The sequence below is a fragment of the Pseudomonas sp. C7.1 genome, assembly GCF_056312395.1.
In genome coordinates this window covers 388,081-402,515 of record NZ_JBWDTL010000002.1, presented here as the reverse complement: position 1 = coordinate 402,515, position 14,435 = coordinate 388,081, and the positions used below count along the sequence as shown (strand labels likewise).

Annotated in this window: 18 protein-coding genes; 16 read left to right on the top strand and 2 right to left on the bottom strand. The window is 62.4% G+C overall.

Going from position 1 to position 14,435, the window contains the following annotated elements:
* The first annotated feature begins 18 nt into the window (after positions 1–18).
* Genes AC0T4W_RS03130 through AC0T4W_RS03090 form a run of 9 tightly spaced genes read left to right on the top strand, consistent with a single transcriptional unit; the run spans position 19 to position 5,019 of the window.
* Positions 19–1,014: a phage protease gene (locus tag AC0T4W_RS03130; protein ID WP_476315941.1), complete on the top strand. Its 996-nt coding sequence runs from the start codon at positions 19–21 to the stop codon at positions 1,012–1,014.
* Positions 1,014–1,922 carry a Mu-like prophage major head subunit gpT family protein gene (locus tag AC0T4W_RS03125; protein WP_476315938.1) on the top strand — a complete coding sequence of 303 codons (909 nt, stop codon included), beginning with the start codon at positions 1,014–1,016 and terminating at the stop codon, positions 1,920–1,922. The genes AC0T4W_RS03130 and AC0T4W_RS03125 overlap by 1 nt, the downstream gene beginning before the upstream one ends.
* 12 nt (positions 1,923–1,934) lie before the next feature.
* Positions 1,935–2,360 (top strand): HI1506-related protein, encoded by a 426-nt coding sequence (locus tag AC0T4W_RS03120; protein ID WP_476315935.1) that lies wholly within the window; start codon positions 1,935–1,937, stop codon positions 2,358–2,360.
* A gap of 3 nt (positions 2,361–2,363) precedes the next feature.
* Positions 2,364–2,774 (top strand): gp436 family protein, encoded by a 411-nt coding sequence (locus AC0T4W_RS03115; RefSeq protein WP_476315932.1) that lies wholly within the window; start codon positions 2,364–2,366, stop codon positions 2,772–2,774.
* A complete protein-coding gene (locus AC0T4W_RS03110; RefSeq protein WP_476315929.1) occupies positions 2,771–3,214 on the top strand; it encodes a phage virion morphogenesis protein in 444 nt (147 codons plus the stop codon). The genes AC0T4W_RS03115 and AC0T4W_RS03110 overlap by 4 nt, the downstream gene beginning before the upstream one ends.
* Positions 3,207–3,671, top strand: coding sequence for a hypothetical protein (locus AC0T4W_RS03105; protein WP_476315926.1), 465 nt, complete (start codon positions 3,207–3,209; stop codon positions 3,669–3,671). The genes AC0T4W_RS03110 and AC0T4W_RS03105 overlap by 8 nt, the downstream gene beginning before the upstream one ends.
* A gap of 9 nt (positions 3,672–3,680) precedes the next feature.
* Positions 3,681–3,878: a DUF7210 family protein gene (locus AC0T4W_RS03100; RefSeq protein WP_476315923.1), complete on the top strand. Its 198-nt coding sequence runs from the start codon at positions 3,681–3,683 to the stop codon at positions 3,876–3,878.
* Between the two features lie 2 nt (positions 3,879–3,880).
* Positions 3,881–4,618: a phage tail tube protein gene (locus AC0T4W_RS03095; protein ID WP_476315920.1), complete on the top strand. Its 738-nt coding sequence runs from the start codon at positions 3,881–3,883 to the stop codon at positions 4,616–4,618.
* 50 nt (positions 4,619–4,668) lie between these two features.
* Positions 4,669–5,019 (top strand): hypothetical protein, encoded by a 351-nt coding sequence (locus AC0T4W_RS03090; protein WP_476315917.1) that lies wholly within the window; start codon positions 4,669–4,671, stop codon positions 5,017–5,019.
* Between the two features lie 100 nt (positions 5,020–5,119).
* On the opposite strand, the gene AC0T4W_RS03085 is transcribed toward AC0T4W_RS03090, so the two are convergent.
* Positions 5,120–5,260 (bottom strand): hypothetical protein, encoded by a 141-nt coding sequence (locus tag AC0T4W_RS03085; RefSeq protein WP_476315914.1) that lies wholly within the window; start codon positions 5,258–5,260, stop codon positions 5,120–5,122.
* On the opposite strand from AC0T4W_RS03085, the gene AC0T4W_RS03080 reads away from it, so the two are divergent.
* From AC0T4W_RS03080 to AC0T4W_RS03050, 7 genes are all read left to right on the top strand, one after another.
* A complete protein-coding gene (locus tag AC0T4W_RS03080; RefSeq protein ID WP_476315911.1) occupies positions 5,259–8,378 on the top strand; it encodes a tape measure protein in 3,120 nt (1,039 codons plus the stop codon). The two genes, AC0T4W_RS03085 and AC0T4W_RS03080, sit on opposite strands and share 2 nt — an antisense overlap.
* A gap of 226 nt (positions 8,379–8,604) precedes the next feature.
* The gene (locus tag AC0T4W_RS03075) at positions 8,605–8,895 is read left to right on the top strand and encodes a hypothetical protein (RefSeq protein WP_476315908.1); all 291 of its coding nucleotides are present in this window, start codon (positions 8,605–8,607) and stop codon (positions 8,893–8,895) included.
* 65 nt (positions 8,896–8,960) lie between these two features.
* A complete protein-coding gene (locus tag AC0T4W_RS03070) occupies positions 8,961–9,338 on the top strand; it encodes a hypothetical protein (RefSeq protein ID WP_476315906.1) in 378 nt (125 codons plus the stop codon).
* Between the two features lie 2 nt (positions 9,339–9,340).
* On the top strand, positions 9,341–11,050 hold the full coding sequence (locus AC0T4W_RS03065) for a hypothetical protein (protein ID WP_476315903.1): 1,710 nt from the start codon (positions 9,341–9,343) through the stop codon (positions 11,048–11,050).
* Entirely contained in the window at positions 11,047–11,418 is a 372-nt protein-coding gene (locus AC0T4W_RS03060) for a hypothetical protein (protein ID WP_476315900.1), read from the top strand. Before AC0T4W_RS03065 ends, AC0T4W_RS03060 begins: the two co-directional genes overlap by 4 nt.
* Positions 11,415–13,178, top strand: coding sequence for a hypothetical protein (locus AC0T4W_RS03055; protein WP_476315897.1), 1,764 nt, complete (start codon positions 11,415–11,417; stop codon positions 13,176–13,178). Before AC0T4W_RS03060 ends, AC0T4W_RS03055 begins: the two co-directional genes overlap by 4 nt.
* Before the next feature lie 24 nt (positions 13,179–13,202).
* Positions 13,203–13,730, top strand: a complete 528-nt coding sequence (locus tag AC0T4W_RS03050; RefSeq protein ID WP_476315895.1) for a hypothetical protein — start codon at positions 13,203–13,205, stop codon at positions 13,728–13,730.
* 113 nt (positions 13,731–13,843) lie between these two features.
* Here the strand turns inward: AC0T4W_RS03050 and AC0T4W_RS03045 are convergent, their stop codons facing one another.
* Positions 13,844–14,431, bottom strand: a complete 588-nt coding sequence (locus tag AC0T4W_RS03045; protein ID WP_476315892.1) for an LON peptidase substrate-binding domain-containing protein — start codon at positions 14,429–14,431, stop codon at positions 13,844–13,846.
* Positions 14,432–14,435: the final 4 nt, after the last annotated feature.

Here is a 14,435-nt window from a genome sequence, read left to right as displayed (position 1 = left end):
GCCGCCGAAACTAGCGGCATGAACACACAAAACGCCCCCCACAATCGCGCCACCTCCACAGCCCTCTGTTTTGAGCTGAGCGCTGATGTGCCTGAATGGGTCGAGGTGCTGCCGCCTGGCCCGTCCGTAGTTGGCCGCGACAGCCGCACCTGGACGTATGACCCGGCCGAAGTAATGGCCAACACCCTGGCGCATAGCAAGGGAGCTGACCTGCCGTTTGACTACCTGCACGCCACCGAGCTGAAAGCCCCCCAGGGCGATGATGCCCCGGCATCCGGCTGGGCGCGGGAGTACCGGGTAAATGAGCGCGGCGCGCTTGAAGCCCGCGTGGACTGGACGGCCAAAGCCCGCAACGCCATCAGCGAACGCGAATACCGCTACCTGTCGCCCGTCTTCACCTATGACGACACCGGGCGCATTCACCGCTTCTCCAGTTTCGGCCTAACCAACAAGCCGAATCTGTTGATCAAGGCGCTTAACGCCGAACAAGTCCCATCAATGGAGAAACCCCCGATGCTCACAGAAGCCATCCGGGCAGCCCTCGGCTTGCCTGAAAACGCCACGGAGGAACAAGCCGTGGCGGCAATTCAAGCGCTTAAAGATGCCAAAGAAACGGCGTTGAACAGCGAGAAATCCCCGTCCCTGCAACTGTTTGTGCCGCGTGGCGATTACAACGCCCTGGAGCAACGCGCCAAAAACGCCGAGCAGGCCCTGACCCAGCGCGACGAAAAAGAGCTGGAAACCGCCATCAATAGCGAGATCACCGCCGCGCTCAAGGCCGGCAAGATCACCCCTGCCACCAAGGATTACCACGTCAAAGCGTGTAACCAAGAAGGCGGTCTGGAGCGCTTCCGCGAGTTCGTAAAAGCCGCGCCATCCGTCACCGAGCAGGTGCTCAGTGATGAGCTGCCAAAAACCACCACTGCTCTCAACTCCGAGCAAAAGGATGCCGCGCGCCTGCTCGGTATGTCCGAGGCGGAATACCTCAGCTTGATCAACCCGGAGGCTAAATAATGGCCGTTGTAACCCCCGCACTGCTGCAAGCATTGTTTGTCGGCTACCGCGCTGACTACCAACGCGGCTTGGCGTCTGCGCCAGGTCTGTTCAAAGAAATTGCCACGGTGGTGCCCAGTACCACTGCGAGCAACACTTACGGCTGGCTAGGCCAGTTCCCGAAACTGCGTGAATGGATTGGCGCGCGTGTTCTCAAGGACATGGCCGCCCACGGCTACTCCATCACCAACAAGAAATTTGAAGGCACCGTGGCCGTTCCACGCACCGCCATTGAAGACGACGCCGCAGGCATTTACCGCCCGATGTTCGAGGAAATGGGCCGCGCTGCTGCTAGCCACCCGGACGAACTGATGTTTGCCCTGTTGGCCGCGGGCTTTAGCACGCTGTGCTTTGACGGCCAGAATTTCTTCGACACCGACCACCCGGTATTCCCGGAAGTTGACGGCACAGGCTCGGCCGAGTCGGTCAGCAACGTCGATATTCCCGGCGCTAGCCCTGGCCCTGCGTGGTTCCTGCTGGATACCACCCGCGCCATCAAGCCGCTGATCTACCAGGAGCGCATCAAGCCTGAGCTTGAGAGCAAAACCGACCCGACCAAGAGCGATCACGTCTTTGACCATGACGAATACGTGCATGGCGTGCGTGCCCGTAACAACGGCGGCTTTGGTTTCTGGCAGATGGCCTACGCCTCGCGTCAGCCTCTTACCGGTGAGTTTTATGGCAGCGCCCGCGCCGCTATGGGTGAGTTCAAGGCAGACGGTGGCCGCCCGCTAGGCATTACGCCAAACCTGCTGGTGGTTCCGCCGCGCCTGGAAGGTGCCGCGCGCAAGCTCCTGGAGAAGGATACCGACGACGGCAACGAGTGGTATCACACCGCCAAGGTGCTCGTTTGCCCGTGGCTCGCATAAGGGGTCGCCGCCATGATCATTCGTATCACCTCGAAACTGGACGGCTTCCGCCGCTGTGGCATCGCCCACAGCAAAGTCGCCACCGATCACCCGGCCGACCGCTTTACCGAGGCCGAGCTGGAGCGTTTGCAGGCCGACCCGGTGCTTACCGTTGAGCTGCTCGATGGTGAGCTGGCCGAGCCGGACGCTGTTGGTGGCTCTACCTCGGCTGACCCTGGCAAGGATGCCAAACCAGCGGCAGCGGCCAAGCCCGCGAAGGCCCCAGCCGCGAAAGCGGCCAAGGCTGGAGGCAGTGCCAAAGCAGCCGCGAAAAAGCCGGCCGCCAAGGCAGCGGCTAAACCCGCAGCGGCCCCCGCTACTGAGCCTCCACCTGCCTCCAAGGACGGCGAGCAGAAAGACGACACGCCGCCAGCTGACCCTCAGGGCGGCGAGGCTTAACCCATGGCCTACGCAACCCTGGCGGGCTTTATCAAGCAGTACGGCGAAAACGCCGTGCTGCTGGTGGCCGACCGTGATGATGACGGGGTGATTGATGCTCTGGTGGTTGAGGACGCACTGGCCCGCGCCAGTGCCGAAATCGACAGCTACGTCAGCGCCAAGCATCGCTTGCCGTTGCCGGTGGTGCCTGAGCGCTTCCCCGGCCTGGTCGGCGATATCGCCCTGTACCTGCTTTCGAGCGAGGGCGGTGCGCTGACCGAGGACAAGCGCAAGCGCTATGAGGACGCCATCAGCTACCTGCGTCGGGTGGCATCGGGTGACGCAGGCCTTGGCCTGCCAACCCCGCCCGAGCAGGCAAGCAGCGGCGAGGCCTGGTTTGAAAGCCAGCCCAAGCGCTTTGGTGACCTGCTGTGACTGGGGCCGCCATCAGCACCAACCTAGCGTTTGAACCACGCCTGGCTGGCCGGCTGGAGCGCTTGGCACAACTGGACACCGCGCCGCTCCTGGAAGGGATCGGCGCAGAGGTCGAGAGCCAGACGCGGCGGCGCATTGCGGTTGATAAAGCCAGCCCAGGCGGCCAGGGATGGCCGGACTGGTCGCCCGAGTACGCCGAAACCCGGCACAGCGGCCAGAGCCTGTTGCAAGGCAATGGCCACCTGCTGGACAGCATCACTTACGAGGTGCAGGGCGATAGCGTGTTGGTGGGTAGCCCGCTGATTTATGCGGCCACACACCAGTACGGCGACCCAGACCGAGGGATCGAGCAGCGCGAGTTCCTGGGCCTGGAAGGCCAGGACCGCGATGACGTTGTGGGTTTGATTGATGACTACCTAGAGAGCCTGGCCAATGACTGAGTTAACCGCTGACCAGGTGCTGCAAGGCATCGAAGCCTGGGCCGCTGAGTTGTACCAGGGCGTTACGCCCAAGGTTGAGGTCGCGCTGCATGGCGGGCGGTTCAGCCCGGCCGACCTGGAGCGCTACGCAACCAAAGCCCGCGCCTGCCGCATTGCCCTGGAGGGCTTGAAGTTTGAGGTCAATGGCCGTGGCCAGCTAATCACCCACGGGCATGCTGTTGTGGTGGTGCTGGCCGGTGATGCCAAGGGCCTACCCCGTGCCCTGAATGTGCTGCAGGTGGCCAGCACCCTACAGGCAGCGTTGCCGGGCAGCCGATGCGGCCTGGCGCTGGAGGACAGCATCAACGCCAAGGATATGCGCGCCGCCAATCTTTACCACGCCGGGCTGGATAAAGCCGGCACCGCCGCCTGGGTGATCACCTGGCCGGTGAAATTTGAACACCCACGCACCCGCTAGGAGGGGCACATGGCAACTGAAGCAAAAGCCGCAGACAAGGCGAAGCCAGCCGAGCCAGCCAAGGTGAAGGTCAAGATCACCAGCGATAACGGCCACCGCCATGCCGGCGAGAAACACCCCAAGGGCGCGGTTATTCCCGTGTCCGAGGCGGACGCAAAACTTATCGTCGAAACCTTCAAGGTCGGCGAACACGTAGAGGGCAAGTGACCATGGCACAGCCACGAGTATTTAAGGGCGTTGGCGTTGTTCACGCCCAGCGCCTGGGCGTTGTGGACGCACCGCTGCGCGACCTGGGCGACGTTGAAACGCTCAAGTTCGCCAACCGCTCCAACCAGATGGCCTGGAAGCAACACCGCAAACCGGGTGGCGGCAACCTCGCCACCCTGGACACCCTGGATGGCATCACGCTCGACGTGCAGATGCAGGAATGGCCCGAGGAAAACCTCGCCATGGTGCTGCAGGGCAAGATTATTGACCTGCCGCCCGAAACGGTGACCGCCGAACCCATCGTGCTGCAGCCGGGTGGCCTGAGCATGACCGAGTTTCCAGGCCCTAAGTCGATCACCCTGACCAAAACCAGCGACAGCACCCCGATTGCATTGTCGGCGGTGAATGTTTCGGCGGCCGGCCTGAGCGTACCGAAAGACAGCGCGGTCATCACCGCGCCGACCCCGGCCACCATCGCCTACACCAGCACCCAGGCCACGCGCATTGAACCGCTGGTAGAAGCCGGTGCCGAGTACCGTCTGGTATTCGACGGCCTTAACGAAGCCGAAAGCGGCCGCCCGGTAGTTGTCGAGATTCACCGCTGGAAGGCACCGCCCGCCGAGGAACTGGCGCTGATCGATGGCGAGAACCCCGGCAAGTTGCTGAGCAAGGGGGAAGTGCTGGCCGACCCGACGCGCCCGGCTGGTGAGTCGCCTTTCTGGCGCGCCACCTTCCTTTAAACCCACCCGCAACGCCGGGCCGCACAGGCCCGGCATTGGAGCCTTTGGTTATGAGCATGACCCTGACAAAGACCATTGCACTCGGCGCATTGAGCGTGACTGTGCGCGAGCTGACCGTGGGTGAGATTCGCGCCTGGTTGAAGCGCACCGCCGATGGCGCGGGTGACGACCTGGTGGGCGACACCCTGATTGCCGAAATCAGCCTGGCCGACCTGATGGCCATGACGGATGTGAAGCAAAACGACCTGGACAGCCTGACACCCAACCAGGTGCGCGAGCTGTTTGATGCTTGCCGGGAGGTAAACAAGGATTTTTTCGGCCTAAGGGAGCGAATCACAGAGACCGGAAAACGGCTCCTGGAACGGCTCTCAAACGACTTGAACGAAACGCCAGCGCCCTGATCCGGCACGGCCACACCCAGTTATGGAGTTACCCCTGGGGCACCTGGCTAGCGGCGTTGGATGAAGCGACTAGCGCGGCCGAGGCGGCGCAAAAAGGACGTTAATGAAGTTTGGGCAGAGAAAACCCGACCAGCGCAACCAACAGGCCGATAGCAGCGATCAGCAGCGCCGCGCCGATGAATGCAGCCGGCCAGTAAAACAGCAGCAGTGCCAACACCAGCATAATCAGGGTTGTTTCCATGAGTGATGTACGCCTCTCCATTTCAGTCGATGCCCGCGATGGTCGCCGTCAGTTGCAGGACTTTCGTGCCGGCTATCAAGAGTTGGTGGAACGCCTCAAGCAGCCGCTAGGGCAGATCAATGCCTTTCGGGATATGCAATCCAGCCTAGCTGAGAACCAGGCCCAACTCAACGCAACCCGCGCACGCATCCGCGAGCTTGCCGATGAACTGGTCCGCGCCGAGAAGCCCACCAGGGCGCAGCAGCAAGCCTACCGCGCAATGACGGGCGAAGCGCGGGCAATGGAGCAGGCCATTGCCGGGCAAAAAGGCCAGCTCGCCCAGTTGTCCGGCGCGCTGAAAAGCGCGGGGGTGGATACCAGCCGCCTGAGTAGTGAGCAGAAGCGTTTAGCGGCTGATTTGGCACAAGCGAGCCAGGCCGCTGACCAGCAAGCGCGCATTGCCGGTGCGCGCCAGGCGCTGAACGTGCGACCACACCGCGAGATCCGCAACGAGGTCGTGGCGCTACAACAGCAGTACCGCGTGTTAGCCACCCAAGGCGGGCTGAGCCTGGCCGAATTGGCGCAGGCCAAGGTGCGGCTACGCCAGCGTACCGCCGAACTGGTATTTCAAACCAATGGTTGGACAGCTGCCCTAGGGCAAGCCCGCATGGCGGGGGCTGTGGCCTTTGTCGGGGTCTATGCCGGCATGGCGGCGGCGCTGCGGGGTATCGAGGGGCTGACCACTACCGTGGATGCGTACCAGTCCATGCTTGGACGCTTGCGCCTGGCCACCAGCTCACAAGAAGAGTTCAACAGCACCTTGGCCAACCTGGAGGGCATCGCACAGCGCAGTGCTGCGCCGGTTGACTCTCTGGTGACCCTTTACGGCCGTATCAGCCGGCCACTGAAAGAGGCGGGGCGTAGTCAGGACGACATTCTCAAGCTGACGGAAACCGTGGCGCTGTCGTTTCGCGTGTCCGGTGCGACGGCCGCCGAGGCACAAAATGGCGTAATTCAGTTTGCCCAGGCACTGGGAGCCGGGGCGTTGCGCGGTGACGAATTCAACAGTGTGGCCGAGCAGGCACCACGCCTTATGCAAGCGCTGGCTGCGGGCTTGGGCGTGCCTATCGGTGCGCTTCGCAAGATGGCAGCCGAGGGCGAGCTAACTGCAGCAATGGTAACCGACGCGCTGGTTAGCCAGTTCGATGTGATTCGCGCCGAGTCTCAGGGGCTGCCAGACACCGTGGGCGCAGCCATGACCCGGCTGCGCGATGCAGTAAGCAAGGCGCTTTCCGGTGCTGATACCAGTGGGTTGATTCAGGCGATCAATGATCTGGCTGCCACTATCAGCGATCCGCAAGTCTCCCAAGGGCTGGTTGACCTTGCGCAGCAGTTGTTACGCCTGGGACAAAGTGCGGTAGAAGTTGCCGCATTTTTCGCCCAGCTAGATCCCGCCGTCCGGAATACCACGCTGGCAGTGGGTGCTATGGCCACCGTAGTAGTGCCGCTCGGGTTAGCGGTACGCGGGTTGATAAACCCGTTGCTGCTGCTAGGCGGGCACTTGGGCAAGCTGCCCGCCGTGAGCGGCGCAGGCCGTGCCGCGCTGGGGGCGATGGGCATTGAGGCAACTGGCCTGATCCCCAAACTAAAGAACCTGGCGGACGTGGCCAAGCTGGCCAAGGGCGCACTGGCCCTGGGCGTGGTCGCCTGGACGGGCGGCAAGCTGGTCGAGCTGTACGACACCATTGATGGCATCCGCGAGCTGCAAAAAAGCCAGGCCGATTACCAGGCTAGCTTGCAGGCCACAGTGACGAAAACCACCGAGTATGCCGATGCGGTGATTCTGCCGGCCGAGTCGCTGGCCCGCATGACCGATGCCGAGCGCAAAGCGTATGCCGAGCGCCTGCGCCTGGCCGAGGAACACTACCGCGCCCAGGGCGAGTTGATCAGCCGGCAGGACACCTCCGACGAAATCAACCAGGACGCGCTGGCGTCACAGCGCAGGGCCAGTGATTACCGCAAGGCGTTGGGCGCAATCAAAGATGAGCACGCCGAGCGCGAGGCCGCCGAGGGTCGCCATTCGGCAGCTGTAGCCAAGATCAAGGCCGACAACCTCAAAAACATCCAGGACGCGCTGGGCAAAGAAATCCTGGCTTACGAAGCGGCCAACAAACAGTTAGAAGCGGCCAACCAGAAAACCCAGGCCGCGATGAAAGCCCGCGCCGCCCTGGCGAAAGAGTTCGAGCAGCTCGCCAAAGACATGCGCGCACCGGCTGATGACGGCCCGGCAACCTTTGGTGATGTAACTGCACTGAAGGCAGGCGCGCGCCAGTCGCTGCAAGCGGGCGACTCTGAGGGCGCTATTCGCAAAGCGCGGGAAGCCGCCGAGGTGCTGCGCGAACTCAAGGAAAGCGGTGCCAACAGCTACGGCTTCGCGGGTATCGCCGATGAGCTGGGGCTAATCGCCGACCAGGCTGCGCGCCTGGATGAGACCAAGGCCGACGTCGAGCGCATCGATGCCAAAGGCCGCGTTGATGCGATCAAGGCGCAGATGGATGAACTGCTGGCTCAGGCCGAGGCATTCAAGCGAATTAATATCGAGTTTACGGGTTTCGAGCAGTCCGCCGAGTACCTGGAACAACAGGCCAAAGAGCTGGCCGAGCGCCTGAAAAAGTACATGGTGATCCCGGTCAACTACATCGGCGCGGGAGCAGATGCCGCGAAAGCATCCGGCGCAGCTAATGACCAGGCTGCAGAAATCATCACCGGCAAACCGATCAAACGCGCCACGGGTGGCTGGATCGACGGCCCCGGTAGCACGGTGAGTGACAGCGTCCTGGTCGCCGCATCGCGTAAAGAATTCATGCTCAACGCCCGCTCGGCCCAGCGCCTGGGCGCGGCAAACCTCGACTACATGAACCGCACAGGCGAGCTGCCGGGCCGCGAGCCATTCGTGCCCGACTTCCCCGCATTGCCGCAGGGTCTGGAGCGCATGGGCGAACGCCAGCCGCTCAATTTGGCCATGCCATGGGGCGGTTCCTATGCCCTGGAAGGTACACCGAACGAAGTGCAGCGCTTCCAAGACGATCTGGAACGCGCACGCCTGATGCACGGCACGGTAGGAATGCGTCGGAAATGACTGAGCACATTGTCCCGCTCGTCCTCGGTGGCATCGAGATACTGCCGCACTCCGGACCGATCCGGCAGCGCTACGAATCCTTTGGCGGCAGCCGCGAGCTGCGTATGGCCAGCGGCCGAGGCGTCAAACAAACCCACTGGCGCAAGACGGCTACTTCGATCAGCGCCACCGGCCATCTCGACCCAGCCCTTGAGTCGCTCGACTACAGCCGCCCACTGGAGCTGCTGTGCGTTGCCCCCAAGTGGGTGGGGGGACGGGACTGGTTTACGAATTGCCGTCTGCGCAGCACCGCCGCCCGGACGAACAGCCCTGGGCAATCGCCGCCGTGGGCAGCGGCTGGGTCGATACCAGTCTGGTGCTGGACGGCAACCTGGCCAACGTAGCGCCGATCCCCGGTGCCCGCGCGTACCGGGTTGGCTGGCTGCCTCGACTGATGGTGCTCACCGATGGGCCGGTTACCGAAACAGACGACAGTCGCGAGCTGGTCGATTGGTCTTTTGACGCGCGGGAGGCGTGATGCAGCGATTTATCAACCATTGGCAAACAGGGCTGAGCGCAACGCTCCCGGCGGATGCCGAGCAGATGACAGTACCTGTCTCAGCGGCCGGTCTACTGAGCTTCGGTAATGGCACCTGGTACAAGGTGACGCTGACCAATGCGGCACGTAGCGCCTGGGAAATCGTCACGGTGACGGCCCAGGCGGGAGGCGTGCTGACAATCGACCGCGCCCAGGAGGGGACGGCCGCCGCTGAGTGGCCGGCCGGTAGTGCGGTATTCATCGAACTGACCGCAGGTGCCTTGCACGACCTGGTCAGCCAGCTTGCGGCGCTGACGGCTAGAGTCGAAGCCTTGGAGCAAGACGGAGGCACCGATCCCGAGCCGGGGCCGGATGGCGCATTGACGGACGCGGCCGGCAATCTCCTTGTCGATCAGGCCAGCAATGTGTTGGTGGGGGGCTAAGCATGCTCGGTCTCAGCGCCCTTAACACCGCCTCGCTCAATACCTCGCCGCCATCGGTCAGCCAGGTGGTGACCGTGCCAGACAATCAGGTCTGGCGCTTGCGCGTGCAGATCGGTAGCGAAGACGTATCCGCCAGGCTGACAGGCGTGGCGAGTATCGAGTTCGAAGAGTCGGGCAGCCGACTTTGCACACTGCGACTGTTGCCCGAGCCGGGCGTATTCGCGCCGGACGCCTTCACCGGGCAGCCAGTGACCTTTTATCACCAACGTCTGGAGGGTGACCTGGTCGCCGCGCAGGCGCTGTGGTTTACCGGCGAGGCCATGCAGCCGAGCGTCGATATTTCCAGCCAGGTGCTCACCATGACAGCCACCTGTCAGCGCCAGCGGCGTCTGGCTGCTATGACTGCTGAGCAGATCGCCGCCCTGGTGCCGGGCGACTATGCCGAGGGCGTGTTCGGCCAGATCGACGACCCCGAACGCTACGCCGCTAACTTGCTCAGCACTCGCGCACTGTCGCTCGATTGCAGCGCTGAAGGCCAGTTCCGTCTGACGGAGTGGGAGGCTGCACCGGCAGCACACTACCGCTTCACCGCCGACGAAATCATTGACGGCTCGCTGCAGCTCAATCTGGCAACTGCCGATCAGTTGATCAACCGGGTGGAGTTAACAGTCGAGTACCGTTACCAGCGCCTGCGCCACCGCGAGTACACCTTCGCCTGGGAGCACCCGGCCGGGTCGTTCTGCGTTTGGCTGGGCGACGACACCGAGTTACCGACCGTGAGCATGCTGACCGGGGCGCTCGATCAAGCAAACTGGACGACGCTTGGGCTTACCTACGAGGCGCTGCCGCACTCGATGCCCAACCCATGCGGCAATGGCGGTTCCTGGGGCAACCGCTTTACTGCCGACCCGCATATGCTGGCCTTCAATGCGCGTGTGGGTGCCCGCGTGGCACAGACGCTGACCGAAGTCTACAAGCTGGCGCTGGAGGTTCCCGGCTCCGTAGCGGCTTACGGCATGCGCGGTGGGTCGGCCCGTCACTCCGACGAGGTCGAGTTTGACGGCGGTGCCTGGGAAGACGAGGAAGGCCCGCGTCCCGATACGGCGGTGCAGGACGAACTGGGCGACTGGATTCTTGATGAGGACGAGCCGGCCCGCCGCGAGAACCTCCTACGTACCGCATTCGCCCTTGAGAAAACGCGCATGCATGCCAGCCACCGCCAGAGCCGCCTGGCATTCCAAGTGCCGGTCACCGATGACGTGTTCGACCTGGTGCATACCGTCCAGGTCGAGGCGCTCGGCATGCGCGCAAAAGGCAAGCTGCGGCGCGGGGCCGTGCGCTGGGATCACGACAGCGGCGAGGCCGTGGCCGAACTAGAGCTGGCGCTGACCCGCGTTGGCCAAGTTGCGACCGGTGCTGGCTTCACCTTGCCGGCCCGAGCTGTATTCGATTTTGGCGAGCCGCCCGAGTCCATTGCCCAACTGGCGACCCAGTTGGGCGGCCGGCCCGCGTCGCCCCCGTACAGCGAAGATATCGACGGATTCGCCGGCAACTACGGCTGGGAAACACCCAGTTCGGAAAGCCACCCCCGCCGTTTGCAGATCACAACGCCGGATATCGCGGCCGAGCATCGTGACCCGACCGAGGCAACGCGCGAGCATACATACCCCGTTGTGCTACCGAGCGACCAACTTTTAATGGAGGTTGCATGAATTATCAGCGGCTAATCAGTGACCTGCAGGGCCTGTTGCAGCCGGAGCGCCGCGAGGGGCTGCCCGTCGCTGCCCGTCGCGGCGCGCGTGCTGGTAAGCGAGTCAGCGTGCCCTATGTTGCCCCACCGACAGGTGCCGGCGGAATTTCCTGGCCGCTTATTGAGGGTAGCGTGGGTGACACCGCCGAGTACGCCCGGACGTATCACGACAGCTCAACCGTGCTGATTACAACGGACGGGCTGGTCGCGCTGGAGCTGCCGCAGGTCGACGCCATCACGATGCACGACGCAAACGGCGAGGTTGGCGAGATTCGCTTTGCTAAACGCCCAGTCAAGGCCACTCCGGGCGGAGGGAAAGGCGAACCATGATCGATATCGAGCTGACCCTCCCTGACTATCGAGCCTTTGGCTTCCCCTGTCATGGTCTTGTACGTGGGCGAGAGCTGACCCTGCCGAACGGTGCCACGGTCGAAATTAACTCACCGCAGAACGGGGACAACTGGCTGCTAACGGTGCCTGATGCGCCTGGCGCTGTTCGTTCCCCCGAGGAAGCGCTGGCAGATGAGGCTCGCGGTTGGAGCTGGCCGGTGGACATTCTTTGCTGGAGTGCCGGTTACGTCCATGGCGTTGAATGGCGCAAGGTGTCAAAGGTGGCTGATCAGCTGCAGGCGGCTGCTCGTTTCATCTATGCCGAGGCACCTGGAAAGTGCTGTTTTGTGGGCATCAGGGGGGTATCGGGTGGCCCGACGGGCCGCCGGGTGGAGGTGTCTATTGTGTCGCTACAGGCACCCGACGATGCAGTCCCGGTCACCCTATATCCGGAGGTTCCTGGTGGTGTCACTGGCGCTATGTTGCCCGATCAAATGCAGCTGGCGGACGTCTCCCGCCGTGGCGATGCGGCGATATTCCGCGCCACTGGCTATGGACCCGACTTTTTTTTAGTGCGCATAGCGCGAGTGGATGAGGTGTTTACTGCTGAACTTGAGTATCTCAGCGCGCCCATAGCTCCGAGCCGCACGCAGTACGATGTGCAGTGGAATGAATACCGGGCAAGAGTGGGCCAGAACGCGCAATCGGTTGGGCTATTGGATGGCGTGTGGGTTGAGACCGATAACGGCCCCGAGTTTTTTGCCGAGTATCAGGGGCGTGCAATAACGACGCCGCGCGTGACGTACGCCGCAGCCGTGGTGACTCCTGAAGATGCGCCGGATATTGTGATATGGCCAATTAACTGGCGCGCCCGCGATGGGGTGGTGCGTTGGGATTATGGCAGCACAGTGATCGCCGCCTGGTTTGACGATGATGGCGAGGTGCAATTGCTTGAACGCGGCGGCAGTAATGAGGTGACCGCCAATACGGTTTTTAGCATTAGCGCATCCGGCATCACTGAAAAATCAAATGTGAACTCCTATTTTGCAGACGACGGCTCGCCGATCCCCAATCTGGGCTCGCCCCTGCTTGACACGGAGTACTTTGCGGGGAGTGTTTCGTTCAACATCAACCGCACTACCACCGAGGTTATCAAGCAAACCCTGAGCCTCAACGGCGCTGTTATCGCTGAGGCAGAGTTGCGCAGAGAGCTGAACTACAGAGCCGGACCGGAGCTGTTTAGCAGCACAAACCCAGATGTGTCGTTTGAGCTGCGCGGCGACACACTTAACCAGGTTGGGGTGGCGCAGTTCCGCACCACGGTTGACGTTGTGCTGGAAGTGGACAGCGAACAGGTTGATCAGGATGGCGCGCAGGGCATAGGCAGCAACCTACCCAGTACCGGCCTACAGCCGTTAGACAGAGCCATTCGGAACGATGGCTTCGCGCCGCTTGTTGTTGGGACTTTGCTTGAATCTCAATCGCCTCCGTCGGCTTACCTTGAGCTAGGCGGGCCGCGTTTTGCCCGAGCATATGCAGGGCTGCACCTCTACTCAAACAAGCTACTTGCGCTCTGGACGATGTCCGGCCCGGCATCGATATGCAGTGTGCAAAACGCTTACAGCCCTACGGGGTTTAAGTCCGGCACGGCTCAGCAGTTTGTGGGCTTCCCGACGTCCAGCCTACGCGGCTCTTACAACTCACGCACCGGCGCGGCTCTGACGCAGGTTCCTACGAGTTCCGTTATCAACTGGGTCTAGCCCTGCTACACAAGGAGATACATGATGGCTGAAGTACAACACGTGGCGAGTGGCAATGGCGCGCCAACAGGGGCACCGCCTTCAATAGCGGCCCACTACGTCGATCTGGTTTCAGGCTTTCACTACATATCGAACGGTACTTCAACGGCAGCAGACTGGGGCCACCCGATTGGCGTGCACACCTTTCATGAGTTGACCGAGGCCGGCCAGCTTGATGTGCCGATGACCGCTGGCCGGGTTGAGGTATTCGAGGTTGGTGAAGGGCCGGGAGGCCAGTTTGTTCTGATGTTGCCGAATGTACCTTCAAGGCACGTACTGGAGTTTACAGTCGTCGCATGGCCAACAGCCGCAGCGAGCCAGCTGGTTTTGAAATGCTCTGCTGGATTTGATGGAGTGGGCGCTATGGGGCAGAACATCGGCGCTACTGCTGTGGGTAATGAGCTGCATATACCGATGGCCCAGATTATGGGGTTGCGGGTTCATGCTATTGCGGGGCCTGGGGGGCGCTACTTGGAAGTCGTGCCGCAGTTTGTAGGCGGGGGGGCGGGTTAATCTGCGGCTATGCCAAACATCGAGCTAAAATCATGCGCGCGGCTCGGCTTTCTCTATGCCAAACCCCGCGCTAAGCAGTGCCAAAAACGGCGCGCGCTTACACTGCTGTACCGCTACTGACGCTCGCCCTGCAGCAGCTCAAGCAGCTGCTGCAACAGCTCCAGACGCAGCTGCACCTCGGGGGTTTCGAGCAATTGCAGTTTCTGCTCGGCGTCCAGCGGTAACAGGTAGGCCAATTGATTGGCCAATGCTTCCTGGCCCGCCGGCTCGCTCGCCATGCCCAGCGATGCCACCATCGGGTGAGCGCTTAGCGCACCGAGCAACGCCGCCAGATCCGCATGTTCAGCTTCCAGCGGTTGCTCGGCGTGCTCGTCCAGCCACTCGACTTCGGCCAGGGTCAGCTGATCCGGCAACACCTGAGCGCGCTGCACGCGAAAGCGCCGGGCACCCTCGACGCGAATTCCCAGCAGGCCATTGGGCCGCTGCTCGAAATCACGGATCAGCGCCTCGCAGCCTATCGCCGAAAACTGCCCCGCAGCCTCGCCCACCTCAGCGCCGTCGACGATGCAGACCACACCAAAGCCTTGGCCCTGCTTCATGCAGCGGCTGATCATATCCAGGTAACGTGCTTCGAATATCTGCAAGTCGAGCATGCAGCCGGGGAACAACACGGTATTCAGCGGAAATAGCGGTAGGGTCACAGGC